The 24775-nt window shown below is 68.6% G+C and carries 21 protein-coding genes and 1 tRNA gene; 15 read left to right on the forward strand and 7 right to left on the reverse strand.

Annotated features, from left to right (window positions below):
- Positions 1 to 8: 8 nt before the first annotated feature.
- Positions 9 to 908: a hypothetical protein gene (locus ABE85_RS25230; protein ID WP_067281390.1), complete on the forward strand. Its 900-nt coding sequence runs from the start codon at positions 9 to 11 to the stop codon at positions 906 to 908.
- Between the two features lie 9 nt (positions 909 to 917).
- Here ABE85_RS25230 and ABE85_RS25235 read toward each other — a convergent pair whose 3' ends face one another.
- The 4 genes from ABE85_RS25235 to ABE85_RS25245 form a co-directional block, all read right to left on the reverse strand.
- A complete protein-coding gene (locus tag ABE85_RS25235; protein WP_067281395.1) occupies positions 918 to 1496 on the reverse strand; it encodes an NnrU family protein in 579 nt (192 codons plus the stop codon).
- 67 nt (positions 1497 to 1563) lie between these two features.
- A complete protein-coding gene (locus ABE85_RS25240; protein WP_067281397.1) occupies positions 1564 to 1818 on the reverse strand; it encodes a hypothetical protein in 255 nt (84 codons plus the stop codon).
- Positions 1819 to 1855: 37 nt separating this feature from the next.
- A complete protein-coding gene (locus ABE85_RS28670) occupies positions 1856 to 1990 on the reverse strand; it encodes a hypothetical protein (RefSeq protein ID WP_255362632.1) in 135 nt (44 codons plus the stop codon).
- A 182-nt stretch (positions 1991 to 2172) separates the two neighbouring features.
- Positions 2173 to 2670, reverse strand: a complete 498-nt coding sequence (locus tag ABE85_RS25245) for an Lrp/AsnC family transcriptional regulator (RefSeq protein WP_082938941.1) — start codon at positions 2668 to 2670, stop codon at positions 2173 to 2175.
- Positions 2671 to 2868: 198 nt separating this feature from the next.
- On the opposite strand from ABE85_RS25245, the gene ABE85_RS25250 reads away from it, so the two are divergent.
- From ABE85_RS25250 to ABE85_RS25275, 6 genes are all read left to right on the forward strand, one after another.
- Positions 2869 to 3963 (forward strand): saccharopine dehydrogenase family protein, encoded by a 1095-nt coding sequence (locus tag ABE85_RS25250; RefSeq protein ID WP_067281398.1) that lies wholly within the window; start codon positions 2869 to 2871, stop codon positions 3961 to 3963.
- A gap of 90 nt (positions 3964 to 4053) precedes the next feature.
- The gene (locus ABE85_RS25255; protein ID WP_067281399.1) at positions 4054 to 5559 is read left to right on the forward strand and encodes an aldehyde dehydrogenase family protein; all 1506 of its coding nucleotides are present in this window, start codon (positions 4054 to 4056) and stop codon (positions 5557 to 5559) included.
- The gene (locus tag ABE85_RS25260) at positions 5552 to 6655 is read left to right on the forward strand and encodes a 2-oxoadipate dioxygenase/decarboxylase family protein (RefSeq protein WP_082938942.1); all 1104 of its coding nucleotides are present in this window, start codon (positions 5552 to 5554) and stop codon (positions 6653 to 6655) included. Before ABE85_RS25255 ends, ABE85_RS25260 begins: the two co-directional genes overlap by 8 nt.
- Positions 6649 to 8070: an FAD-binding oxidoreductase gene (locus ABE85_RS25265; RefSeq protein WP_067281400.1), complete on the forward strand. Its 1422-nt coding sequence runs from the start codon at positions 6649 to 6651 to the stop codon at positions 8068 to 8070. The genes ABE85_RS25260 and ABE85_RS25265 overlap by 7 nt, the downstream gene beginning before the upstream one ends.
- Positions 8071 to 8148: 78 nt before the next feature.
- Positions 8149 to 8233, forward strand: a tRNA-Leu gene (locus ABE85_RS25270).
- Positions 8234 to 8425: 192 nt separating this feature from the next.
- Entirely contained in the window at positions 8426 to 9502 is a 1077-nt protein-coding gene (locus tag ABE85_RS25275; RefSeq protein WP_067281402.1) for a LacI family DNA-binding transcriptional regulator, read from the forward strand.
- A 74-nt stretch (positions 9503 to 9576) separates the two neighbouring features.
- Here the strand turns inward: ABE85_RS25275 and ABE85_RS25280 are convergent, their stop codons facing one another.
- On the reverse strand, positions 9577 to 11130 hold the full coding sequence (locus ABE85_RS25280) for a tryptophan halogenase family protein (RefSeq protein ID WP_067281404.1): 1554 nt from the start codon (positions 11128 to 11130) through the stop codon (positions 9577 to 9579).
- Positions 11131 to 11287: 157 nt separating this feature from the next.
- Here ABE85_RS25280 and ABE85_RS25285 point away from each other — a divergent pair, with 157 nt between their 5' ends.
- The 6 genes from ABE85_RS25285 to glk all read left to right on the forward strand — a co-directional run bounded on the left by ABE85_RS25285 (position 11288) and on the right by glk (position 19443).
- Complete coding sequence (locus ABE85_RS25285) at positions 11288 to 13738, forward strand: TonB-dependent receptor (RefSeq protein WP_067281406.1); 2451 nt, start codon at positions 11288 to 11290, stop codon at positions 13736 to 13738.
- Positions 13739 to 13743: 5 nt separating this feature from the next.
- A complete protein-coding gene (locus ABE85_RS25290) occupies positions 13744 to 15054 on the forward strand; it encodes an extracellular solute-binding protein (RefSeq protein ID WP_197507154.1) in 1311 nt (436 codons plus the stop codon).
- Between the two features lie 10 nt (positions 15055 to 15064).
- A complete protein-coding gene (locus ABE85_RS25295; protein ID WP_231993181.1) occupies positions 15065 to 16012 on the forward strand; it encodes a carbohydrate ABC transporter permease in 948 nt (315 codons plus the stop codon).
- Positions 15999 to 16823, forward strand: a complete 825-nt coding sequence (locus tag ABE85_RS25300; protein WP_067281409.1) for a carbohydrate ABC transporter permease — start codon at positions 15999 to 16001, stop codon at positions 16821 to 16823. Before ABE85_RS25295 ends, ABE85_RS25300 begins: the two co-directional genes overlap by 14 nt.
- A 104-nt stretch (positions 16824 to 16927) precedes the next feature.
- On the forward strand, positions 16928 to 18304 hold the full coding sequence (locus tag ABE85_RS25305; protein WP_082938943.1) for a GH1 family beta-glucosidase: 1377 nt from the start codon (positions 16928 to 16930) through the stop codon (positions 18302 to 18304).
- Positions 18305 to 18444: 140 nt separating this feature from the next.
- The gene (gene glk / locus ABE85_RS25310; protein ID WP_067281412.1) at positions 18445 to 19443 is read left to right on the forward strand and encodes a glucokinase; all 999 of its coding nucleotides are present in this window, start codon (positions 18445 to 18447) and stop codon (positions 19441 to 19443) included.
- A gap of 177 nt (positions 19444 to 19620) precedes the next feature.
- Here the strand turns inward: glk and ABE85_RS25315 are convergent, their stop codons facing one another.
- Both ABE85_RS25315 and ABE85_RS25320 read right to left on the reverse strand, forming a co-directional pair.
- Complete coding sequence (locus tag ABE85_RS25315) at positions 19621 to 21642, reverse strand: M13 family metallopeptidase (RefSeq protein ID WP_067281413.1); 2022 nt, start codon at positions 21640 to 21642, stop codon at positions 19621 to 19623.
- A gap of 135 nt (positions 21643 to 21777) precedes the next feature.
- Positions 21778 to 22782 (reverse strand): DMT family transporter, encoded by a 1005-nt coding sequence (locus ABE85_RS25320; RefSeq protein WP_067281415.1) that lies wholly within the window; start codon positions 22780 to 22782, stop codon positions 21778 to 21780.
- 138 nt (positions 22783 to 22920) lie between these two features.
- On the opposite strand from ABE85_RS25320, the gene ABE85_RS25325 reads away from it, so the two are divergent.
- A complete protein-coding gene (locus ABE85_RS25325) occupies positions 22921 to 23799 on the forward strand; it encodes a LysR family transcriptional regulator (RefSeq protein ID WP_067281416.1) in 879 nt (292 codons plus the stop codon).
- A gap of 82 nt (positions 23800 to 23881) precedes the next feature.
- Complete coding sequence (locus ABE85_RS25330; RefSeq protein ID WP_067281418.1) at positions 23882 to 24691, forward strand: enoyl-CoA hydratase-related protein; 810 nt, start codon at positions 23882 to 23884, stop codon at positions 24689 to 24691.
- Positions 24692 to 24775: the final 84 nt, after the last annotated feature.

The following is a 24775-nucleotide window of genomic DNA, read 5'->3' on the forward strand; positions in this document are numbered from 1 at the left end:
ACCACCCCATGACGCTCTTCAACACGCTGCTGCTGCGCGAGTGGCTGCAATACAAGCGGGCCTGGATCGGCCTGGTGCTGGCACCCGTGCTGGTGCTGCTGGCGCTGGTGCCGTTCAGCCAGGTCGACGGCATCGACGTGCCCAGCCCCGAACCCGTGGCGCTGATCGCCGGCCTGCTCACCGTCGGCCTGGTGCTGGCGCTGGCCCTGGCCGTGTCCGTCTATCAGCTGATGGGCCTGGCCCGCCGCGACCAGCAGGACCGCTCGATCGAGTTCTGGTCCTCGCTGCCCGGCAGCCATGCGGCCAGCATCGGCGCGCCCATCGTCGCCCACGGCATCCTCGTGCCCGTGGTCGCCACGCTGCTGGCGCTGGTCGGCGGCGCGATCGTCGGCTCGGCGATGGCGTTCAAGGAATTCGGCTTCGCCGCGCTGCAGCAGACCCAGTGGGGCGCGCTCTTCGCGGCCACCCTGTGGCTCGGACTGCGGCTGGCGGTCGGACTGGTGCTCGCGGCGCTGTGGCTCTCGCCCATCGTGCTGGCGCTGATGGCCGCCTCGGCCTGGCTCAAGCGCTGGGGCGCACCGCTGCTCGTGATCGCGGTCGCGGCCTTCCTCAACATCTACAAGAACGAGACCGCCGCCGAGGTGCTGCGCAATGCGCTGATCACGCAGGTCGCCGGCGTCGGCCGCTCGCTGGTCCAGAGCGGGACCCGGCTGGTCATCGACTCGGACAAGGAGGGCCATCTCAACCTGCAGGACTTCTTCAACATGCTCTACGGCTTCCCGGATTACGCCCGGGAAGGCCTGCCGCAAGTGCTGCAGGCCGCGTGGCATCCGCAGTTCATCGGCGGGTTGATGGTCGCGGGCCTGTGCTTCTGGCTGCTGGTCCTGCAGCGCAAGCGCAGCCTCTGAAGGCCTCTTTCATCCCATCGTCGGGAAGGGGCTGACGCCGATGATCAGCCGGTGCAGCCCCATGACGAGCGCGATCCAGGCGACCACGCCGATCGTGACCGAGATCGCCGTCCCCTTGGCGGTCCCCGCGGGCGGCGGCGGCAAGGCGCGGCGGCGGGCCGAACGGAAGTCCAGCACCGCCCAGGCCAGGAAGGCGCCGAACAGCACGAGGTCCGCCACCGTGTTGTTGGCCAGCAGGTGGCCGAAGGCCCACAGCTTCACGGACAGCAGCATCGGGTGATGCAGCTTCGCCTTGAAGTGGTTGCGCGGCACATGCGACGCCGCCAGCAGGATCAGCGAGGGCAGCATCAGCAGCCCGGCGAGGTGGTTCATGCCGCGGGGCGTCGCCCACAGCGGATGCGGATCCAGCCGCGCCTGCCCGTAGCCCCAGATGATCAGCAGCAGGCCGATCACGGCGAGGGCCGTGTAGCTGAGCTTCCAGCGTTTCTCGCCCCAGTCGGCGAGACGGGCCTCGCGCCACGCCGGCGCGACGATGCGGACCGAATGCGGTCCGAGGAAGAGGATCAGTCCGAGGATGAGTGCCCACATGGTGAAGTCGCTCCTTGTCGGCGCGGACTATGCGCCCGCCGGGAGGACATCACCAGTGGCATCCGGATCAAGAGAGTCTTGTCGCGGACCGTTCGAATGCGGGCGCCGCGGGCGTGTCAGCGGACGGCAGGTCCGTCGGGGCCATGACCTGACGCAGATCGCCTTCGGCGTGATCGAGCCAGGCCATCGCGGCCAGCAGCGCCAGCACGGCGACGGCGATGCCGATCGCGGGCAGCAGCAGGCGTCGCCAGCGGTGGGCGGCAATGGGCGGTTGCGCGTGCACCGGGGGTGCGACGCCGTGCAGACGGGCGGGGGCTTTCATGGCGGAACTCCTCAGGACGTGGAGGTCGCCGCGGCGCTCAGCGGAGCACGGCGCCGAGACTCCACAGCAGCGACGGATAGACCGCGCCCCAGGCCACCGCGAGGATCGCAAGGGCCTTCAGGCCGATGACGATCGGCGGGACGTGCTTGATGGTGACGGCGGGCTTCGACATGGTGCGCTCCTTGAGCTGGCGACTCATGGATTGCAAACGGCGTGCCAGCGCCGCGCGTTGACGCGACCGTCTGTCGAAAACACGACGTTACTCACGCGCTACCGGACTGACATCGTCGGGGGCGCCGTCGACCGCGCCCCTCGCGCCCCTCGCGCCCCTCGCGCCCCTCGCGCCCCTCGCGCTCAAGCGCTCCGGTCGACCCGCAGCGCCAGCAGCACCGAGGTGTGCGTCTTGATCACGCCCTCGATGTCGCCGATCTCGTCGAGCAGCGCATCGAGTCGCGCGGTGCTGTCCGCGCGCAGCGTGGCCATGTAGTCGAACTCGCCGCTGACCGACGCCAGCTGCCGCAACTCCGGCAGTCGTGAGAGCAGCTTCACCACCTCGCGCCCGGCACGCGGCTGCACCGTGATGCCGACGAAGGCCTGCACGCCGCGCTCCACCGCCTCGCCGCCCAGCCGCACCGTGTAGCCGGCGATCAGGCCCTCCGCCTCCAATCTCGCCAGCCGCGCCACCACGGTGGTGCGGGCGACGCCCAACTTGCGTGCAAGGTCGGCGGTGCTTTCCCGCGCATTGACCTGCAGCAGCGCGATCAGGTCGCGGTCGGTCTGGTCGCGCAGCGTGGCGTGAGAAACGGTGGGGGCTTCGACCGCCGCGCCGGCGGACGTCTTCTTCGCATTCATGGGCAGGGCCTTCCACAGGCTGTGACGGAGTGCTCGGGATAAACCCTCGTTTTCGCCGGAATGGATGATCCGGCTGACGGATCGTCAGTATCGAGGTGTTTTTCGTCGAACTCGCGCTTTCTTTCGTCAGTCCACCTCGGGACACTGCCTCCATTCGCATCTGAAACCTCATCCGCACAGGATCACAAGGAGTACGACATGAAAGTGGCATTGCTGGGCGCCGGACACATCGGCCAGACGATCGCGCGACTGCTGCAGGGCAGCGGCGACTACCAGGTCACCGTGATCGACAAGAACGCCACCGCGCTGAAACTGCTGGCGGATCAGGGCCTCGCGACCAAGACCGTCGACACCGAGGACAAGGCCCAGCTCGCCGCCGCGCTGCGCGGCAACGAGGTGGTCGTGAACGCGCTGCCGTACCACCTGGCCATCACCGCCGCGCACATGGCGCTGGAAGCCGGCTGCCACTACTTCGACCTGACCGAGGACGTCGCCGCGACCAAGGAGATCAAGCGCATCGCCGAAGGCGCGAAGACCGCCTTCATGCCGCAGTGCGGCCTGGCCCCCGGCTTCATCGGCATCGTGGCGCACCACCTGGCCAAGAGCTTCGACTCGCTGAGCGACGTGAAGATGCGCGTCGGCGCGCTGCCCGCGTTCCCGACCAATGCGCTGAAGTACAACCTGACCTGGTCCGTCGACGGCCTGATCAACGAGTACTGCCATCCCTGCGAGGCGATCCACGACGGCGCCACCATCGCTGCGCTGCCGCTGGAAGGCCTGGAGCACTTCTCGCTGGACGGCACCGAGTACGAGGCCTTCAACACCTCCGGCGGCCTGGGCACGCTGTGCGAGACCTGGGAGAACAAGGTCCGCAACCTGGACTACAAGACCGTGCGCTATCCGGGTCACCGCGACCTGATGATGTTCCTGCTGGACGACCTGGCGCTGAAGAACGACCAGGAGAAGCTCAAGGACATCATGCGCAAGAGCATGCCCGCGACGATGCAGGACGTGGTGCTGGTGTTCGTGACCGTGTCGGGCATGAAGAACGGCGTGCTGATGCAGGAAGTCTTCGCCCGCAAGATCTTCGCGGAGCGCGACGGCGCACAGCCGCTGTCGGCCATCCAGATCACCACCGCCGCCGGCATCTGCGCCGCGGTCGACCTGTTCCGCGAGGGCAAGCTGCCGCAGTCGGGCTTCGTGCGTCAGGAAGAAGTGGCGCTGCCGGACTTCCTCGCGAACCGCTTCGGCAAGGCGTATCAACAGTCGCGCCAGGTTGAGTCCATCGGTTGAGCGGTCGGCCGACCGATCGATTCGATCGATTCGATCGATTCGATCGGCCCCTCGCACGACCTGCCTGAACGCCTGAAGGAGAATTCCCCGATGACTTCCACCACCACCGACCTGCTGGCCGCCCTGGGCGTGCCGGCCGCCGCCGTCACCGGCGGCACCATGACCGTCCGCAGCCCCATCGACGGCGCCGTGATCGCCGCGGTCCACGAGGCCAAGGCCGCCGACATGACCGCCGCGGTCGCGAACGCGCAGCAGGCCTTCCTGGCCTGGCGCACCGTGCCGGCGCCCAAGCGCGGCGAACTCGTGCGCCTGTTCGGCGAGGAGCTGCGCGCCAACAAGGCGGCGCTGGCCCGCCTGGTCTCGCTGGAAGCCGGCAAGGTGACCAGCGAAGGCGAGGGCGAAGTGCAGGAGATGATCGACATCTGCGACTTCGCCGTCGGCCTGTCGCGCCAGCTGCACGGTCTGACGATCGCCAGTGAGCGCCCGGGCCACCGCATGATGGAGCAGTACCTGCCGCTGGGCGTGGTGGGCATCATCTCGGCGTTCAACTTCCCCGTGGCGGTGTGGGCGTGGAACTCGGCGCTCGCGCTGGTCTGCGGCGACACCTGCCTCTGGAAGCCCAGCGAGAAGACCCCGCTGACGGCGCTCGCGACGCAGGCGCTGTTCGAGAAGGCCGTCGCCCGCTTCGACGGCGCGCCGAAGTTCCTGTCGCAGGTCCTCATCGGCGGCGCCGGCGTCGGCGAGGCGATGGTCGACGACACGCGCGTGGCGCTGGTCTCCGCGACCGGCTCGACCCGCATGGGCCGCGCGGTCGGCCCGCGCGTCGCGGCGCGCTTCGGCCGCTGCCTGCTCGAGCTGGGCGGCAACAACGCGATCGTCGTCACGCCGAGCGCGGACCTGGACCTCGCCGTGCGCGGCATCCTGTTCGGCGCCTACGGCACGGCCGGCCAGCGTTGCACGACGACCCGCCGCGTGATCGCGCATGAATCGATCCATGACGAGCTCGTCGCCCGCCTGGACCGCGCCCGCGCGCAGCTCAAGATCGGCAGCCCGGTCGAGCCCGGCAACCTGATCGGCCCGCTGATCGACAAGGGCGCCTTCGACGCGATGCAATCGGCCCTGGCCGCCGCGCGCGAGCAGGGCGGCGAAGTCAGCGGCGGCGAACGCGCGCTGGCGTCCCAGTACCCGGAAGCGTTCTACGCGGTGCCGGCGCTGGTCCGCATGCCGGCGCAGTCGGCCATCGTGAAGCACGAGACCTTCGCGCCCATCCTGTACACGCTGAAGTACAAGACGCTGGACGAGGCGATCTCGTTGCAGAACGACGTGCCGCAAGGCCTGTCCTCGGCGATCTTCACCAACGACATCCGCGAGGCCGAGACCTTCGTCAGCGCCAGCGGTTCCGATTGCGGCATCGCCAACGTGAACATCGGGACTTCGGGTGCGGAGATCGGCGGCGCCTTCGGTGGCGAGAAGGAAACCGGCGGCGGCCGCGAGTCCGGCTCGGACGCGTGGAAGGCCTACATGCGCCGCACGACCAACACCGTCAACTACTCGCGCGAGCTGCCGCTGGCACAGGGCGTCAAGTTCGATGTCTGAGCGGACGGCGGAACTGCAGGCGTTGACGGCGCTCAACGCCAAGGTCGCGGCGGCGGTGGACAGCGGGCTGTTCCAGCTGCTGCATGGCGCGCTCGGCAACGAGGCGGCCCGCGCCGCCTTCGCGCGGGTGCAGGTCGTGGAGTCGCTGCTGCGCCCGGCCGGCGAGCGCGTGTCGCGCGCCGAGCTGGCGCAGGCGCTGAACATGGCGCTTTTCCTCGACGTCACCGACCGTGTGCCGATGGCGGCGGCCTACGTGGCCGACCTGCAGCGAGACGGGCAGCAACTGGTCTTCGACCACGGTGCGCTGCGCACGGTGGCGTGGCCGTCCGGCGCGCTGCCGCCGGGCGAGGCCGCGATCACCCGCGTGTTGAGACCGCTGGGCTTCACGATGGCGGCGACCTATCCGCTGCCGCGACTGAAGATGACCGGCCGCGCCTGGCGCCACGCCGACTTCCCCGAGGACATCGCGCAGTTCTTCGTCTCGGAGCTGCATCCGGAGCGATTCTCCGGCAGCTTCCAGGGCGCGGTGACGCGGGTGCTGGCGACCTCGCAGGATCCGCTGACGCCGGGTGATCTGGCGCTGCTGGAGCACCTCGCGCGCGACGGCGATCTGCCGGCCGTGTCCGCGGTGGCACTGCTGCCGAAACTGGTCGGATGTTTCGCCCGGCAGCACGCGCTGTTCGAGGCGGACGACTATCAGCTCCTGCTCACCGAATCGGCCGAGATGGCCTGGATCGCGACCGAAGGCAACGCTTTCAACCATGCGACCGATCGTGTCGCCGACATCGAGTCCGTCGTCGCCGCGCAGCGCGCGCTCGACCGGCCGGTGAAGGACACGATCGAGACCTCGGCGACCGGGCGCGTGCGCCAGACCGCGTTCAAGGCGGCGCGCGTGATGCGCGAGTTCCTCGATCGCGGCCAGCGTGTGATGCTCGAAGTGCCCGGCAGCTTCCACGAATTCATCCAGCGCGCGCCGCTCGATGAATCGGGGACGCTGGACCTGGCCTTCGACGCGGGCAACGCGACCGGCATCTTCAAGATGACGGCTGGCGCGGCCAAGGACGCCGACACGACGGGCGAGGCCGCGGCGTGTTGAGCTTCCAGGCCGGCGGCTTCCTCGCGCAAGCGATCGCCGTCTGCGGCGAAGCCTTCGTGCAGGTGGGCGCGGACATCGAGCCGCGCTTCCTTCAGCCCGCGCGCTACGCAGCGGGGCGTGCCGCCGCACTGGTGCGCCCGGGCAGCCGCGACGAAGCGGCACGCGTGCTGGCGCTCGCCGCGGCTTGCGGTCTTCGTGTGGTGGTGCAGGGCGCGCATACGGGCCTGGTCCGTGCGGGCACGCCCGATGACGCGAACGGCGAAGTGCTCTTGAGTACCGAGCGACTGCGCGAGGTTTTCGAACTCGACCTGCTCGACCGCACGCTGCGCGTGTCGTCGGGCTTCCGGCTGTCGGAGATCAACGAACGCCTTGAGCCGCACGGCCTGTGGTTCCCCGTCGATCTCAGCGCCGATCCGTCGATCGGCGGCATGGTGGCGCACAACACCGGCGGCACGCGGATGCTCCGCTACGGCGATGTGCGCGCCAACACGCTGGCGCTGGAAGTCGTCCTGGCGGAACCGGCGGGTCAGGTCTTGCGCCTGGGGCAGGGACTGCAGAAGGACAACTCGGCGCTCGCGCTGGGGCAGTTGTTCATCGGTTCCTCGGGCAGCCTGGGGCTGGTCAGCGAAGTCACGATCAAGCTCGCGCCCCTGCCGCGCCAGCGCGCCGTGGCGCTGGTGGCGCCCGCGTCGCTGGCCGAGGTGTTCCCGCTCTACGCCGATGTGATGCAGCGCTGGGGCGGGCTGGTGTCCGCCTTCGAAGGCATCAGCCGCGCGGCGCTCGAAGCGGGGTTGCACGGCCAGGATGTCGCGCGTTGGTTTGAAGGGCAACTGCCGGACTACGCGATGCTCATCGAGCTCAGCAGCGAGCTGCCGGCGGATCAGCTCTCGCTCAACGGACTGCTGCAGTCCTGGCTCGAAGGCGAATTCGAATCGGGGCGGGTGCGCGATGCCGTGCTCGACGCCGACGAGGCGATCTGGGGCCTGCGCCATCGCATCAGCGAAGGACTGCGCGTGCAGGGCAAGGTGATCGGGCTCGATCTCTCGCTGCCGCGCAAGCACTTCATGGCCTTCCGCGAGCGCGGGGCGGCCTGGCTGGCCGAGCGATTCCCGCAGGCGCGCCTTGCGGATTTCGGCCACCTCGGCGACGGCGGCATGCACTTCAACATGGTGTGGCCGGCGAGTGCCGGAGCCCTCACACCGGAGCAAGAACTGACCCTGCGCGAGGGCCTGTACGCGCTGGTCGCGGAGCTCGGCGGATCGATCAGCGCGGAGCACGGGGTCGGCCCTCAACTGCAGTCGGCGTACCGGGCGCATTGGGAGCGCGTGGAGCCCGCGATGCTGGATTGGGCGAGGAGAGTACAGGCGTTGTGGGATCCGCACACCCGACTTGGAAAAGTGAGTTGGGGCGGTTGAATCGCTTGCCAGTATTCGAAAGCGTGCTAAAGTCCAATTCCTCGCTGCAACGCAAGTTGTGACGAGGAAATCCTGAAAGCCCAGGTGGCGGAATTGGTAGACGCACTAGTTTCAGGTACTAGCGGGTAACTCCGTGGAGGTTCGAGTCCTCTCCTGGGCACCAAATACGAAAAGCCGGCTTCAAGCCGGCTTTTCTCATTCTGAAGCCCAGGAAGTGATGTCCAGCGGACATCACGCGAGGACTCGAATGGTTTGGACCGGGAGGTCCAAACCGGGGTCGCGCTTGCGTGACCGAGTCCTCTCCTGCGAAGTCAGCGAGTGCTGTGGCAAAGTCGGGCGAGCATTTCGGATCTCTATGCCGCCACGTAAACCCGCCACCATCATCGACGTCGCTCGCGAAGCGGGCGTCTCCATCAAGACGGTATCCCGGGTCCTGAACCAAGAGCCGGGCGTCCATTCCGAAACGCGCGAGGCGGTGCTGAAGGTCGTGGCCGACCTCAAGTACCGGCCCAAGCAATCGGCGCGCAGCCTTGCGGGCGGACGATCCTTCCTGATCGGCCTGCTGTATTACGACCCGTCCGCGGCCTTCGTCGGAGGTGTCCAGCAGGGCGCGACGCTGCGCTGCCGCGAGGCCGGTTACCACCTCGTCGTCGAGTCGCTCCACAACGACGCCCCCGACCTCGCGATGCAGGTCGACCGCATGGTCTCGGCGCTGCGTCCGGACGGCATGATCCTCACGCCCCCGCTGTGCGACAACCCGCAGGTGCTGGCCGCGTTGCGCGAGAGCCAGACGCCGTGCGTGCTGATTTCTCCCGCCGCCGATGAGCCCGAGCATCCGAGCGTCCGGATGGACGACGTGCATGCTGCCGAGGAGATCACCAACCTGCTGATCAGCCTGGGCCACACGCGCATCGCGATCATCAAGGGCGCGAAGGAGCAGGTCGCCTCCAGGCGCCGCTACCAGGGCTACCTGGCCGCGCTGAAGGCGCACAAGCTGCCGCTCGACAAGGACCTGGTGGTGCAGGGCGACTTCACCTTCGACACCGGGGTCGAGGCGGCTTATCAGCTGCTGAGCCGCCGCCAACGTCCGACCGCGGTCTTCGCGAGCAACGACGACATGGCGCTGGGCGTGCTCGCCGCGGCGCAGCGGCTGGGCCTGGCGGTGCCGGGCGACCTCTCGATCGCCGGCTTCGACGACACGCCCGCCGCCGCGCGCGTGTGGCCGCCGCTGACGACGGTGCGCCAGCCGATGGACGACATGGCGCGCGCCGCGGTCGACCTGCTGATCGGCGCGCCTCGCGACGCCGAGCCCGACGCGGAAGCCGAGGAGGCCGCGAAGATCCGTCACCGCGTCCTGCCGCACGAGCTCGTCGTGCGTGACTCCACCGCCGTGCTTGGCACGAAGGCGGCGCCGCGCCTCAAGAAGGTCTGAGGGGCTGAGCGTTCTGATGGGCTGATGGGCCGATGAATCGCGGAAGGCCCGAAGGCCGTCCGCGCGACGCGCCTTCAGGCGACCCGCCGCCCCGTCCGTGCGAGGAGTTGCTCGATCAACACCCGATGCGGCGGCAGGTCCCGCAGCGCATGTGCGCCGAGCTGCGCGATCGTCGCGAACTCCCGCCGGGCTTCCTCGCCGCGCCTCAACGCGGCCGCGCCGCTCCCCAGCTGCGTCTCGAATTCCATCCCGTAGAGAACGTACTGCCAGCTCGCCGGCAGGTACATCTCGACGTCGGTGATGAAGTCCAGCCGCTGCGGCGGGCGGCAGCGCCACATCGCGAGCTTCTCTTTCAGCGACTCGGTGAACGAGGCCGGATCCGCGTTGTCGCGCCAGAACGCCGTGTCCGTGCGCTGCGTCAGCCCGTAGTGCAGCTTGATGAAGTCGACGATGCGCGCGTAGCGCTCCTTCATGAACGCGTTGAAGTGATTCGCCACCGGCGCCGTGTCGCCGTTGAACGGGAACAGCTGTCCGATCAGGTAGGCCGCCGTCTCGATGAGTCCGATGCCTGACGACTCCAGCGGCTCCAGGAAACCGCCGGACAGGCCGACCGCCACGCAGTTCTTCACCCACTGCGTCTCGCGATACCCGATGTTGAGCGCGAGCTTGCGCGGCGTCAGCGCGTCCGAGGCCGGCCCGATGTAGCGGCGCAGCGCGCGCTCCGCCTCCTCGTCGTCGCAATGCCGGCTGCTGTAGACATGGCCGATGCCGCGCCGCTCCTGCAGCCCGATGTCCCAGATCCAGCCGTGGTCCTGCGCGTTCGCGATCGTGTACGACGCGATGGGCGCATCGGGCCGCGCATACGGCACCTGCATCGCCAGCGCGCTGTCGACGAAGAGCACGTCGCGCATCGACTTGAACGGCGAGCCCAGCGCCTCGCCGATCAGGCGCGCGCGGAAGCCGCTGCAATCGACGTAAAGCCCGGCCGTCAACGTGCCGGCCTCCTTGGTATGCACGGCGGCGATCGCGCCCTGTTCATCGAGATCCACGCGATCCACCGTCGCGATCACGCGCTTCACGCCGAGCGCCTGACCATGCTCGGCGAGCAGCGCCGCGAAGCGCCCCGCGTCGAAGTGATACGCGTAGTTCAGCGGTCCGAGGAAGTCCCCGTCGCTCGCGCGCTTGGGGCCGTGCCGCGCGTCGGCGACGGCCTTCTGCAGCGTCACCGCCTCGGCGAAAGCGCGCCCCTTGCCGGCGTCGCCCATCAGCCAGTACGGCAGCAGTTCCGGCGCACCGGGCCGCTGGCTCGGCTGGCTGAACGGATGGAAGTAGTGATCCGCGCCCGGCGTCCCCGGCGGGCGCACCCAGTGCTCGAAGCGGATGCCCTGCTTGTAGGTCGCCGAGCAGGCGTCGAGGAACTCCGCCTCGCCGATGCCGATCGCCGACAGCGTGCCGCGGATCGAGGGGAAGGTCCCTTCGCCCACGCCGATGATGCCGATGTCGCTGGACTCCACCAGCGTGATGCGGACGCCGCCGTGCGCGGTGCCGAGCTGCCGCGCGAGGAACGCGGCGGTGAGCCAGCCGGCCGTGCCGCCGCCGACGATGAGGATGTCCTGGATGGGCTGCATGTGTTTGTCTCCTACGGGTAAATGATAGTGAGCAAAATGACAACGATGTCAATCGGAGCGTTGACAACGTTGTCATGCGTTGCCTACGATGCACTCAAATTAGAAGAACACGCCCACCCGGAACAGAGCTTCGAATCGAAAGCCACCAGGAGACAACATGACTGACCGCCTCATCCGCCGGCCGCGCCTCGGCCTTTCCTCGCCCGTCCAGATCGCCGTGCTCGCGCTGCTGGCCGGAGCGGCCCACGCCCAATCGACCGAGGCGCCGGCGCCCGCGCCGCAGGCTGAAAGCAGCAGCACCGCCTCGACGTCGTCGGCCGACGCCAAGGAGAACAAGGCGCTGCCCCAAGTCGTCGTCACGGCGACCAAGCGCGCCACCTCGCTGCAGAAGACCCCGATCGCGGTGACCGCGATCAGCGCGTCGACCATCGACGACGCCCACGTCAAGAGCATGCTCGACGTGTTCAACCTCGTGCCCAGCATGCAGGGCACGGGGCAGGGCGACCACGGCATCGTGAGCATCACGCTGCGCGGCATCGGCAACGACTCCGCCAAGACCGAGTACGCCGACCCCGAGGTCGCGCTCTTCGTCGACGGCGTCTTCGCGCCGCGTCCCGAGGGCGCCGCGACCATGCTGTTCGACCTCGACGGCATCGAAGTGCTGCGCGGCCCGCAGGGCACGCTGTGGGGACGCAACTCCACCGTCGGCACGATCAACATGAAGACGGCCAAGCCGGTGTTGAAGGACAACTCCGGCTACGTCGAGCTGGGCACCGGCAGCTACAACCGCCTGGGCGCGAAGGGCGCGATCAACATCCCGCTGGGCGACACGCTCGCGGCGCGCGTGGCCTTCATCCACGAGCAGCACGACGGCTACGTCGATTACCAGAAGCCGACGCAGTACACGCTGGCGCAGCAGCAGGCCGCCTACAACGCGGGCAACACCGCCGGCACCTTCCCGCCGTTCCAGCCGCTGAACTACAACCTGTTCACGACGGGCGGACCGAAGTACAACGCGCAGGACCAGACCGCCGCGCGCCTGAGCCTGCTGTGGCAGCCGATCAAAGAGTTCCGCTGGGACGTGTCGGTGGAGCAGTTCGCCGACCGCGGCACGCCGGCGATGAGCCTGATGCAGACGCCGCGCGAAGGCCAGAAGTTCTGGTCCGCGCTGATCGACACGGCGCCGTCGCTCAAGCGCGACTCGACCTCGATCCGCAGCCGCGCGGAGTACGACATGGGCGGCATGTCGCTGGCCTACGTCGCGGGCTACACGCACTTCAAGGGCTCGGGCACCTACGACCAGGACCTCGGCGTGCAGATGCCGACGAGCTTCACGACGGGCGCCAACCACCAGGAAGACAACACCGTCTGGACCAGCTACCGCAGCCAGAGCCATGAGCTGACGCTGCAGAGCACGGCCAAGCAGACCATCGACTGGGTGCTGGGCCTGTACTACGCGGCCGAGGACAACGGCATCCGCTTCGACATCCCGATCATGAACGGGACGCAGCAGGGCACCGTGAGCTGGCAGGGCTCCTTCATCCAGCCCAAGGAGACCGTCGATTCGAAGGCCGCCTTCGGCCAGGCGACCTGGAACCTGACCGACGCCTTCCACGTGACCGGCGGCCTGCGCTACACGCACGACGACCGCAAGAACATCGGCGGACGCGGCTGGACCTGGGCCTACAACGCGGCGGCGCCGCAGATCCCGCTGAACCCGACGATCGACCCGACCGATCCGGCCAACGGCTACCAGGCCGGCAACATCAACGACGCGCACTACACGGGCAGCAAGACGACCTGGCTGGCGCGTGCGACCTACGACATCGACAAGAGCTCGATGGCCTACGGCAGCGTGTCCACCGGCTACAAGTCCGGCGGTACGGGCGACGGCGGGCTGCCCTACGGCCCGGAGACGCTCACCAACTACGAGGTCGGCTACAAGACCTCGCTGCTGGACGGCCGCATGACCTTCAACGTCAGCGCGTACCACATGAAGTTCAAGGACTTCCAGTTCAGCGCACCGGTGATCGTCAACGGCAACCGCCAGTTCGCCTATTCCAACGCGGAGGGCGCGAAGGTGTCGGGCATCGAGCTCGAGACCGCCTGGATGATCACCAACGACGACAAGCTGATGTTGTCGGCGTCGTACACGAAGACCAAGCTCGGTCAGCTGGTGGCGGCATCCAACGACTACCAGCTGCCGACCTGCTTCGATGCGACGCTGGGCGGCACCTGTCTGAACGTGACGGGGCACGAGCTGCCGCACGCGCCCAAGGTGGCGATCCAGCTGATGTACGAGCACGTGTTCCCGCTCGCCAACGGCGACCAGGTCGCGCCGCGCATCAGCTACCACTACCAGTCGTCCAACTGGCTGTCGGTCTTCAACCTCGGCGAGGGCGATCGTCAGAAGGCGTACTCGACGGCGGACATCAGCGTGCGCTACTCGTCGAAGAAGAACTGGTACGTCGACGGCTTCGTGCGCAACGTCTCGGACGAGAAGATCAAGACCAGCGCGGGCAGCGCGGTGAGCTTCGCCAATCCGGTGTGGACCGCGCAGTACGCGGCGCCGCGGACCTTCGGTCTGAACGCGGGCTACAACTTCTGAGCGCTGTGCCCGACCTCCACCTGACCCGGCGATCGGCGGCGCGTGCGCTGCTGGTGGCCGGGGCAGCCGCCGCGCTCCCTGCAGCCATCCCTGCAGCGGTTGCGGCGGCCCAGGTGGCCCCGACGCGCGCGCCGACCTCGGTGCTGCGCGTCGCCACATTCCCCGACCTCGACCGTGCCGCGATCGCGGCCGCGCCCCGGTGGCGCGCGCTGCATCCGGAGGTCGAGCTCAAGTTGCTGTCGATGCAGTACGCGGATCACCACCTGTCGATGACGACGGCGTTGGCCACAGGCTCCGGCCTGCCCGACGTGATGGCGATCGACCTGCGCTACATCGGCAAGTTCGCCGGTTCGGGCGGCTTCGTGGATCTGAACCAGGCGCCGTTCAACGCGTCCGCGCATGCGGACGACTACGTCCGCTACGCGATGGCGCAAGGCGTGGGGCCGAACGGCGCGCAGGTCGCGATCCCCGCCGACATCGGCCCGGGCACGCTGATCTACCGCAAGGACCTGCTCGACAAGGCCGGCATCAGCGAAGCGGAGATCACCCGCGACTGGTCCTCGTACCTCGCCGCGGGCGAGCGCATCCGCAAGACCACCGGCGCCTACCTGATGGCCGATGCCGCCGACCTGCGCGACATCGCGCTGCGGCAGGGACTGCAGGATGGCGAGGGCCTTTACTTCGATGCCGAGGGGCGCGTGCTCGTCGAGTCCGCGCGATTCCGCCACGCCTTCGAGCTCGGCCGCGCCGCGCGCCGCGCAGGCCTGGACGCACGCGCCATCGCGTGGACCAACGACTGGGCGGCGGGATTCAAGCAGGGCCGCATCGCGACGCAGATGATGGGCGCGTGGCTCGTGGGCCAGCTGCGCAACTGGATCGCGCCGCAGACGGCGGGGCTGTGGCGCTCGGCGCCGCTGCCCGGCGGCGTGCAGGCCGCCTATGGCGGCTCGTTTTATGCGATCCCGAAGAAGGCCGCCAACAAGACCGCTGCGTGGGATTTCATCCGCCTGATGACGGCCGACGCAGAGGTGCAGCTCGAATCGCTCAAGGTGCTCGACAGCTTTCCCGCGATGCGCGCGGTGCTGCGGGATCCGGTGATGGACGAGCCGATCGCCTTCCTCGGCGGCCAGCGCGCGCGCCAGCTGTGGCGCGAGACCGCGGCGCACATCCCCGCGATTCCGGTGAACCGCTTCGACGTCCTGGCGACGACGGTGATCCGCGACGAGTTCGAGCGCGTCATCGCCAGGGGCAAGGCCATCACCGAAGCGCTGGCCGATGCGCGCCATCTCATCGAGCGCCGCGCGCGCCGCCGCTGAGGAGCCACGGATGACCTCGCGCCGGCTCGCACCCTACCTGTTCATCGCGCCGTTCTTCGCGCTGTTCCTGGTGTTCAGCCTGTTCCCGCTGGTCTTCTCGATCTACCTGTCGCTGCAGCAGTGGAACCCGGCCGAAGGCCTGCACACGATGCACTGGGTCGGGCTGGAGAACTACGGCTACGCGCTCACCGACCCGTGGTTCTGGGATGCGCTCTACAACACCGCCTGGTTCGCGCTCGTCGCCGGCGTGCCGCAGCATCTGGTGGCGCTGCCGCTGGCCTTCTTCATCCATCGGCGTTTCAAGCGCGGGCGCGACCTGGTCGTCGGCGCGTACTTCGTCCCGTACATCACGTCGAGCGTCGCCATCGCGCTGATCTTCACGACGCTGTATTCCAAGGACTACGGCCTGATCAACGCCGCGCTGGCCGAGCTCACGCGCATCCCGTTCATCGGCAGCCCGCTGGCGTCGCTGACGGCGTTGAAGGACGGCGGCGGCATCGACTGGCTCGGCGACGCCGACGTCACGCGGCCCGCCGTGGCCTTCGTCGTGTTCTGGCGCTACCTCGGCTGGAACCTCGTGCTCTACCTGTCCGGCCTGCAGGTCATCGACAAGGACCTCTACGAGGCCGCGACGCTGGACGGCGCCACCGAGTGGCAGCAGTTCTGGCACGTCACGCTGCCGCTGCTCAAGCCCATGATGTTCTTCGCGGTGACGCTGACCATCATCGGCAACCTGCAGCTGTTCGAGGAGCCCTTCATCCTCGTCGACGGCGAGAAGGGCGTGTCTTCATCGGTGATGACGACGGCGATCTTCATGTACCGGACGGCGTTCTCTGACGGCGACTTCGGCACCGCGTCGGCGATGTCGTGGCTGATGTTCGTGCTGATCGCCGCGCTGACCTGGGTCAACGCGCGGCTGTTCGGCCGTGATCCGAGGAGCCGCCATGGCTCGCGCTGAACGCCATTGGCCGGCGTGGCTGATCGTCGTAGGCGGCGCGGTCCTGCTAGTGGCGCCGCTGTACTTCACCTTCGTCTTCGCGACGCACGGGCGCTCGGAGATCTTCGACAACCCGCCGCCGCTGTGGTTCGGCGACGCCGCGCCGTCCAACCTGCGCCTGCTCGAAGAGCGCCTGCCGTTCTGGCGCAACCTCGGCATGAGCCTCTACGTCGCGTCCATGACGACGGTGCTCAACCTGCTGCTGTGTTCGCTCGCGGGCTACGCGTTCGCGATCTACGAGTTCCGCTTCAAGCGCACGCTCTTCGCGATCGTGCTCGGCTCGATGATGCTGCCGGCCTTCATGCACATGATCCCGAGCTTCATGGTGATGGACGCGCTGGGCTGGATCGACGAGCCGCGCGCGCTCTACGTGCCGGCGGCCGCGAGCGCGCTGGGCATCTTCCTGATGCGGCAGTACATCGGCTCCGCGATCCCGCCCGACCTGATCGACGCCGCGCGCATCGACGGCTGCGGCGAACTGCGCATCTTCTGGAGCATCGTGCTGCCGCTGCTCACGCCCGCGCTGGGCACGCTGGGACTGATCACCTTCATCGCGAGCTGGAACAACTTCGTCGCGCCGCTGGTCGTCATGCGCTCGGCCGAGAACTACACGCTGCCGCTGGCGCTGCGCTCGATGCAGGCGCCCAACAACACCGAATGGGGCGCGCTGATGATCGGCAGCGCCATCGCGATGCTGCCGCTGCTGGTGGCGTACTTCTTCAGCGCCCGGCGGCTCGTCGCCGGGCTCACCTCGGGCGCCGTGCGCGGCTGACCGAAACGACCGCCGGAAACGCCATGCCCACTCCTGCGACCACTCCCCCGATTTCCTCGAACCCCTCGACTTCCTCGACCTCCTCGACCTCGACTGACACCACCATGCACGCGAACGACGCCAACCCCGCCGCAGATACCGCCACCTTCCAATCGCTGATCCAGTCGTTGCCTGCGGACTTCCAGTGGGGTTCCGCCACCAGCGCCGCGCAGATCGAGGGTGCTGCCCGCGAGGACGGGAAGGGCGAGTCGATCTGGGACCGTTTCTGCGCCCAGCCGGGCCGCATCAAGGACGGCTCCAACATCGACGTGGCCTGCGACCACTACCGCCGTTATCCCGAGGATGTGAAGCTGATGAAGTGGCTGGGGCTGGAGGCCTACCGCTTCTCGTTCTCGTGGCCGCGCGTGCAGCCGCTGGGACGCGGCGCGTGGAACGAGGCCGGCTTCGCGTTCTACGACCGGCTGATCGATGAACTGCTCGCCGCCGGGATCAAGCCGAACGCGACGCTCTATCACTGGGACCTGCCGCAGGCGCTGGACGATTCGATCGGCGGGCTGCTGTCGCGCGACGTGGTGCCGCTGTTCGCCGAGTACGCGGCCGAGATCGCGCGCCGCTTCGGCGACCGGTTGTCGACGATCGCCACGCTGAACGAGCCGTGGTGCTCGGCCACGCTGGGCTACGAGACCGCGCAGTTCGCGCCCGGCCACACCAGCCGCGCCGAGGCCTATCAGGTCTCGCACCACCTGCTGATGATGCACGGCGCCGCGATCCAGGCGATGCGTGCGGTGGGCTCCAAGGCGCAGCTCGGCATCGTGCTGAACCACACGCCCTCCTTCCCGGCCGATCCGCTCAGCGAGGACGACCGCCGCGCCGCGCGCATCGACGACGGCACCAACGTGCGCTGGTACATGGATCCGGTGTTCCGCGGCCAGTACCCGGCGGACATCGTCGAGCACCTCGGTACCGATGCGCCGAAGATCCAGGAGGGCGACCTCGCGCTGATCCAGCAGCCGCTGGACTTCCTCGGCATCAATTTCTACACGCGCAGCGTGCTCAACGGTCAGCAGCAGTTCGTGACGCCGCCGGGAGAACTCGGCTTCACCGACATGGGCTGGGAGATCTATCCGCAGGCGCTGACGCAGCATCTGCTGCGCATCACGCGCGAGTACACGCCGCCGCCTATCGTCATCACCGAGAACGGCATGGCCAACGCGGACAGCGTGGTGGACGGGCGCGTGCCGGACGCGGCGCGCATCGCCTACCTGCGCGGTCACCTGGAGGCGCTGGCGCAGGCGGTGGCGCTGGGCGCCGACGTGCGAGGCTATTTCTACTGGAGCCTGCTGGACAACTTCGAGTGGAACTCGGGCTACCTCAAGCGCTTCGGGCTGTTCCACGTCGACTACGCGTCGCAGGAGCGGCTGGCCAAGGACAGCGCGCACTGGTATCGGGACGCGATCGCGGCGTTCAAGGCCGGGCGTTGAGCGCGACGCGCTAAACACCGGTCGCGACCCCATCCGCCGTCGGGATCCGCCGGCGGGCTGTGGCAGCATCCGAGGCTTCTGCGGGCAGGCGACGGACTTGCCACGCGAAGGCAGGGAGCACCGGTGAAGGAAGACAAGGCATGAGACAGGGCGCGAAGGCGGCGCCGGCGCGTTTGCTGGCGGATGTGGGGGCGACGCACGTGCGCTTCGCCAGCCAGGGCGGCGCGGCGGATCCGCTGGAACACGTGGCGCGGTATGTCTGCCAGGACTTCGACACGCTGGCCGATGCGATCTTCTATCACCTGCATCGCGAGGGCCTGTCGACGCCGCGCAGCTGCGCGATCGGCATCGCGACGGCGGTCACCGGCGACCACGTCCGGATGACCAACCACCACTGGAGTTTCTCCACGCGCGCGCTGCAGTCGGCGCTCGGGGCCGACCGGCTGCTGGTGATCAACGACTTCACCGCGCTCGCGTTGGCGCTCCCGGGCATCGATCCGCGATCGACGCGCAAGGTCGGCGGCGGCGAGGCGGTCGACGGCGCGGCACGCGGGTTGGTCGGCCCGGGGACGGGGCTGGGCGTCTCGGGCCTGCTGCCGTCCGAGGACGGGACCTCGATGGTCGCCGTCGGGGGCGAGGGCGGGCATGCGACGCTCTCGTCCTACGATCCCGAGGAGCGCGCCGTGCTCGACCTGCTGCACCGGCGCTTCGGCCACGTGTCGGCGGAGCGCGCGGTGTCCGGTCCCGGTCTCGAAAACCTCTACACGGCGCTCGCCGAACTGCGCGGCCTCAAGCTCGCGCCCGGCGAAGGCCGCATCGCACCGGCCATCACGGCCGCGGCGCTCGCCGATGAATCCTTCAGCAGCGACGTCGTGAACATGTTCTGCGCGCTGCTCGGCGACATCGCCGGACATGTCGCGCTCACGCTCGGCGCGCGCGGCGGGCTCTACATCGGCGGCGGCATCGTGCCTCGCCTCGGCGAGTGGTTTGATCGCAGTCCGTTCCGGGCGCGCTTCGAAACCTGCGGTCGGCTGACCTCCTACCTGCGTGCCATCCCGACCTTCGTCGTCCACGAGGCGGATCAGGCGCCGCTGCTCGGCGCAAGCCGGGCGCTGGATCGGGAAGGGCTGACGCACTGAGGGCGACTGTCCTTCCGCGGCCTGGGCGTTGGCCGCCGATGCATGGGGCCTTGGCGGCAAGCGCCAAAACCCCACGCATCACCGTCCCCCCTCACTGTCGTCCTGCCACGGTTTTGCGACCGAAGACTGCAATGAAAAACGGCCGGGGATGCCGGCCGTTCTTGGTGGGGTCAGGTCTTACCAGATCCGGATGCGGTCCTCGCTGGACTTGAACATCTTGTCGCCCGGCTTGGTCTTGAAGGCCTCGTGGAAGCCATCATGGTTGACGGCAGCACCATTGGCGCGGAACTCCGGCGGGGAGTGCGGATCGATCGTCAGCAGCTGCAGCTTGCGCTCCTCACGCGCCTTCTCGCGCCACGCCTGCGACCAGCCCATGAAGAAGCGCTGCTCGCCCGTGTAGCCGTCGATCACCGGGGCCGGCTTGCCGCCCAGCGAGCGCAGGTAGGCCTTGTAGGCGATCTGCAGGCCGGACAGGTCGGCGATGTTCTCGCCCAGCGTCAGCTTGCCGTTGAGGTGCTTGCCGGCGATGGGCTCGTAGCCTTCGTACTGGGCGACCAGCCGGTTGCCGATGGCGTCGAAGGCCTTGCGGTCGTCGTCGGTCCACCAGTTGCGCAGCTTGCCGTCACCGTCGAACTGGCTGCCCTGGTCGTCGAAGCCGTGGCTGATCTCATGCCCGATCACGGCACCGATGGCGCCGTAGTTCACCGCGTCGTCCGCCTTCGTGTTGTAGAAGGGCGGCTGAAGGATCGCGGCCGGGAAGACGATCTCGTTGAGCGTCGGGTTGTAGTACGCATTGACCGTCTGCGGCGTCAGCAGCCACTCGCGGCGATCGACCGGCTTGCTGGCCTTGGCGGCCTGGCGCTTCCATTCGAAGATCGATGCGCGCAGGTTGTTGCCCACCGGGTCGCCGGCCTTCACGGTCAGCGCAGCGTAGTCGCGCCAGACGTCCGGGTAGCCGATCTTCACCATGTACTTCGACAGCTTGTCCTGCGCCTGCGCCTTGGTCGCCGGCGTCATCCAGCTCAGCTTGTCGATCGACTCCTTGTACGAGGCCAGCAGGTTGTTGACCAGCTCCGCCATCCGCGCCTTGTCCGCCGCGGGGAAGTAGCGGGTGACATAGACCTCGCCGACGGCTTCGCCCAGCGCGCCGTTGACGTTGCCCACGGCCTGCTGCCAGCGCGGCAGCTGGCTCTTCGCGCCGGTCAGCGCCGCGCCGTGGAAGGCGAAGTGCGCGTCGCGGTAGACCTTGGGCAGGGTCGAGGCATTGGCGTCGATCGCGCGGAAGGTCAGGTAGAGCTTGAGGTCGTCCAGCGGCGCCTCGCCCAGGATCTTCGCCGCGCCGGTCAGGTAGCTTGGCTGCGAGGCCGACAGCTTGTCCAGGCCCGGCAGAGACGCCGCGGTGAAGAAGGCGTTCCAGTCGAAGCCCGGCGCCTTCTGCGCCAGCTCGGCCGGCGTCATCGGGTTGTAGGTCTTCTGCGGATCGCGCAGCTCGACCTTGTCCCATTGCACCTGCGCCAGACGTTCCTCGAGCGCCAGCACGCGCTGCGCGCTGCCGGCCGGATCGGCGATGCCCGCGGCCTTGGCCAGCTTCTGCAGGTAGTCGACATAGGCGCCGCGCGCCTTGCCCAGGCGCTCGTCGTCCTTCTTCAGGTAATAGTCGCGGTCCGGCAGACCCAGGCCGCCCTGCCAGGTCTGCAGGCGGTTGATGGTGGGGTCCTGGTAGTCGGCCTCGATGCCCAGCGGCACCGGCAGGTCGACGACGCCGGTCTGCGCGCCCAGCCAGGTCGCGAGCTGTTCGCGCGTCTGGATGGCGGTGATGCTGTCCAGCAGCGGCTTGACCGGCGCGAGGCCGGCCTTGTCGATCGCCGCGGTGTTCATGTAGGCGGCGTAGTAGTCGCCGATCTTCTGCTCGACGGTGCCGGCCTTGGCCTTCTTCTTCGAGAGGTCCTCGATGATCGAACGCGCGCGCTTGTCCGAGAGGTCCGCCAGTTGATGGAAGGCACCGTAGGAGGACTTGTCCGCGGGGATCTCGGTGGTCGAGAGCCAGTGGCCGTTGGCGGCGCGGAAGAGGTCGTCCTGCGGGCGGACGGTCTTGTCGTAGCCCTTGAGGTCCAGGCCCGATTGCGGCGGTGCCGCCATCGCGAAGCCGCCCAGCTGCATCAGCAGGGCGAGGGTGGTGAGGCGGAGGGCATTCTTCATCGCAACGAACTCTTGAGCGCGGGCCGGGCCCGACGAGGCCGCCAGCCTATGCCAGAAGACAGCCCCATGACAAAAGGCATGAGGCCGCCTGTGGTGCCCGTCGCACCGGGACTTTCCAGCTTGTCGGGAGGCGCATCAAGTGGCTGGGCAGCGCCCGCCGGTACCCGCCAGCGCTGCGGCCTTTACCTCGGCTTTACCGGTGGGGCCGTTTCCCGTCGTGGTGGTTCCCGTGCCTCGCGGTGCCGATGCCGGCGATCGCGTGCTCAGCGTGAGCGCCGCGATGACGAGCGCCGCGCCTATCCATTCCTGCATGGCCGGATGCTGACCCAGCGCGACGCTCATCAGCAGCGCCGAGACCGGCACGCCGTTCAGGAACAGGGTCCCGCGCGAGGCGCCCAGCTGCCGTACGCCGAAGTTGAAGGCCACCACCGCGGCCACCGTGGGGACCGCCGCGATGTAGATCAGATGCGGCGCGACGGTCGTCACGTCCTGCCAGGCGGGCGCGGCGATCCAGCCGCCGGCCGTCGCGACGAGCGCGAACGCCACCTGCCACGGCAGTGCGGCGATGGCGGTCAGGCCGGTGTATTCGAGCGGGCTGAGGTCCGGCACCTTCGCCGCTCCCCGCGTGTAGAGCACCCAGCCGACCGTGCCCAGCAGCGTCAGCGCGTCGCCCAGCAGCATGTGCGGCGGACCGTCGGTGCGTCCCAGCACGCCGGAGACGAGGATGACGCCGCTCAGCGCCAGCACGGCCGCACCGGCGACGCCCAGTCCCGGGCGCTGGCCGTCGAGCAGCCAGCGCAGCAGGAGGGTCGTCATCGGCATCGTGGCCATGAGCACCGCGCCGTGCGAGGGCAGCGAGAGCTTCAGCCCTTCCAGCACGAGGATGCCGAAGAAGCCGTAGCCCAGCACGCCGTAGCGCGTCAGCGTGCCCCAGTGGGCGCGGAGCTTGGCCCAGGGCCGCTCGCCGAAGAAGACGACCAGCAGCGTCATGCCGATGCCCGCGAGCAGGTAGCGCACCGCCGTGAACCAGACGGGATCGAGCCGGCTCAGCACCGGCTTGCCGACGAGGAACAGGCTGCCCCACGAGACCGCCGCGAACAGCATCGCGACGGTGGCGGCATAGGGATTGGAGAGGCTCATGGCGCCCTTCGCTTTCGCAAGACTTCGATGGGAAGGAAGTCTGGGCGACGCTTCGCGCGGGGTCCATGCGCATCTTTGGAACACGCGTTCCGGGAATGTGAACAACGGTCCCGCGGCGGCTTGTCAGAATGCGGACCCATGGAGCTGTACCAGCTGAAGAGCTTTCTGGCCGTCGTGGCCGAACGCAACCTGACCCGCGCCGCGGAGAAGGTGTTCACGTCCGTGCCCGCCGTCAGCGCGCAGATCAAGGCGCTGGAGGAGGAACTCGGCGTCCAGCTGTTCGAGCGCAGCTCGCGCGGCATGACGCTGACGTCCGCCGGCGAGAAACTCGCCGAAGAAGCCCGCCGGACGCTGGACGCGGCGCAGCGCTTGCGGCACGCGGCCGCACAGATCCGCGGCGACGTGCAGGGCGTGCTCCGCATGAGCACCGTCAGCGATCCGATCTCGCTGCGCCTGGGCGACGTGCTGGTCAAGCTGGCGGAGCGGCATCCCGGCATCGGCCTGCAGCTGATGCAGCGCCTGTCGCTGCAGAGCGTGCAGGCGCTGCGCCGGGGCGAAGTGGATTGCGCCTACGTGCTCCACGACAACGAGGCGGCGGAAGGGCTCGTCGTCAATCGTCTGCGACGGATGGAGCTCGCCATCGCGGTGCCGCGCCGCTTCGCCGACCGCGAGTGGCCGGTCTCGCGGGACGCGCTGCTGTCGCTGCCCTGGATCGGCACACCGGTGGTCTGCGGGCTGCGCGCCGCGGCCGAACGGCTCTTCCAGAGTGCAGGCCGGGAACCGCCACACAGCCTGATGGCAGAGACCGAGTCCGCCGTGCGCGGCATGGTCGCGAGCGGCCTCGGGGCCGCGATTCTCCGGCTCGATCAGGCGCAGGCGGCCGTCGAGGCCGGCGAGCTCCGCATCTGGCCGCACTGGCAGGACGAGACCTGGCTGTGCTGGCTCCAGAAGGAGGGGCCCGAGGAGCATGCATTGACCGCCGTGCGCGAGTTGGTCGAGGAAGTCTGGCGGGACTGAAGGGCGCGCCGCTTCCGGAGCTTCTTCTTTCGACCGACCGGTCGGGCTGCGATACTCCGTCGATCACAACGGAGACTGCATCGTGGAGACCCTGCAGATAACGACCGACGCTCGCGGCGTGACCCGCGTGATGATGAACCGGCCCGAGGTGTTCAACGCCTTCGACGAGGCCATGATCGCGGACCTCGATGCCGCTTTCGCGCGCCTCGGCCAGGATCCGGCCGTGCGGATCGTCGTGCTGGAAGGCGCCGGCAAGGCCTTCAGCGCCGGCGCCGATCTCCAATGGATGAAGCGCGCGTCCGAAGCGACGCAGGAATGGAATGTCGAGGACGCGCGGCGCTTTGCCGGCATGCTGGACCGCATCGCCCGCTGCCCGAAACCGACGATCGCCAAGGTCCACGGCGTGGCGCTGGGCGGCGGCGTCGGGCTGACGCTCGCCTGTGACATCGCGGTTGCCGCGGTCGGCGCGCAGTTCGCGGTCAGCGAGGCGCGCTTCGGCATCCTGCCGTCGGTGATCGGACCCTACGTGATCAACGCCGTCGGCCCGCGCGAGGCGCGCCGGCTCGCGTTGACCGCGAGCCGCATTCCTGCCGCCGAAGCCCTGAGGATCGGCATGCTGCATGAGGTCGTGGAAAGCGACGCGGCGGGCGGGCTCGATGGCGCTGTCGAACGCTGGATCGCGGAACTGCTACTGAACGGCCCTTCGGCGCAGGCGGAGATCAAAACCTTGTTCTCCCGACTCGAGGTGGGCCCGGTGAGCGCCGAGGTGCGCGAACTGACAGCACAGACCATCGCCCGCGTGCGCATGGGCGCCGAGGCGAAGGAGGGCTTCGCCGCGTTCCTCGCCAAGCGACCCGCCGCCTGGGTGCCGAAGAAGGACGCCTCGGACTGAATCAGCACGGGGCGACATGAGACTGCATGAAGCGGGTCGGCACGCGGAGCGTCGCCGAACTGGATTCGAAGCAAGACACGAAGA

This window comes from Mitsuaria sp. 7 (assembly GCF_001653795.1).
Lineage (GTDB): Bacteria > Pseudomonadota > Gammaproteobacteria > Burkholderiales > Burkholderiaceae_C > Roseateles.

Coding starts and splice junctions, on each gene's coding strand:
- ABE85_RS25245 (WP_082938941.1), bottom strand. CDS start 2,670: ATGAATGCGAAGAAGACGTCCGCCGGCGCGGCGGTCGAAGCCCCCACC.
- ABE85_RS25240 (WP_067281397.1), bottom strand. CDS start 1,818: ATGAAAGCCCCCGCCCGTCTGCACGGCGTCGCACCCCCGGTGCACGCG.
- ABE85_RS25250 (WP_067281398.1), top strand. CDS start 2,869: ATGAAAGTGGCATTGCTGGGCGCCGGACACATCGGCCAGACGATCGCG.
- ABE85_RS25255 (WP_067281399.1), top strand. CDS start 4,054: ATGACTTCCACCACCACCGACCTGCTGGCCGCCCTGGGCGTGCCGGCC.
- ABE85_RS25235 (WP_067281395.1), bottom strand. CDS start 1,496: ATGTGGGCACTCATCCTCGGACTGATCCTCTTCCTCGGACCGCATTCG.
- ABE85_RS25320 (WP_067281415.1), bottom strand. CDS start 22,782: ATGAGCCTCTCCAATCCCTATGCCGCCACCGTCGCGATGCTGTTCGCG.
- ABE85_RS25285 (WP_067281406.1), top strand. CDS start 11,288: ATGACTGACCGCCTCATCCGCCGGCCGCGCCTCGGCCTTTCCTCGCCC.
- ABE85_RS25300 (WP_067281409.1), top strand. CDS start 15,999: ATGGCTCGCGCTGAACGCCATTGGCCGGCGTGGCTGATCGTCGTAGGC.
- ABE85_RS25325 (WP_067281416.1), top strand. CDS start 22,921: ATGGAGCTGTACCAGCTGAAGAGCTTTCTGGCCGTCGTGGCCGAACGC.
- ABE85_RS25280 (WP_067281404.1), bottom strand. CDS start 11,130: ATGCAGCCCATCCAGGACATCCTCATCGTCGGCGGCGGCACGGCCGGC.
- glk (WP_067281412.1), top strand. CDS start 18,445: ATGAGACAGGGCGCGAAGGCGGCGCCGGCGCGTTTGCTGGCGGATGTG.
- ABE85_RS25230 (WP_067281390.1), top strand. CDS start 9: ATGACGCTCTTCAACACGCTGCTGCTGCGCGAGTGGCTGCAATACAAG.
- ABE85_RS25260 (WP_082938942.1), top strand. CDS start 5,552: ATGTCTGAGCGGACGGCGGAACTGCAGGCGTTGACGGCGCTCAACGCC.
- ABE85_RS25305 (WP_082938943.1), top strand. CDS start 16,928: ATGCACGCGAACGACGCCAACCCCGCCGCAGATACCGCCACCTTCCAA.
- ABE85_RS25295 (WP_231993181.1), top strand. CDS start 15,065: ATGACCTCGCGCCGGCTCGCACCCTACCTGTTCATCGCGCCGTTCTTC.
- ABE85_RS25315 (WP_067281413.1), bottom strand. CDS start 21,642: ATGAAGAATGCCCTCCGCCTCACCACCCTCGCCCTGCTGATGCAGCTG.
- ABE85_RS25275 (WP_067281402.1), top strand. CDS start 8,426: ATGCCGCCACGTAAACCCGCCACCATCATCGACGTCGCTCGCGAAGCG.
- ABE85_RS28670 (WP_255362632.1), bottom strand. CDS start 1,990: ATGTCGAAGCCCGCCGTCACCATCAAGCACGTCCCGCCGATCGTCATC.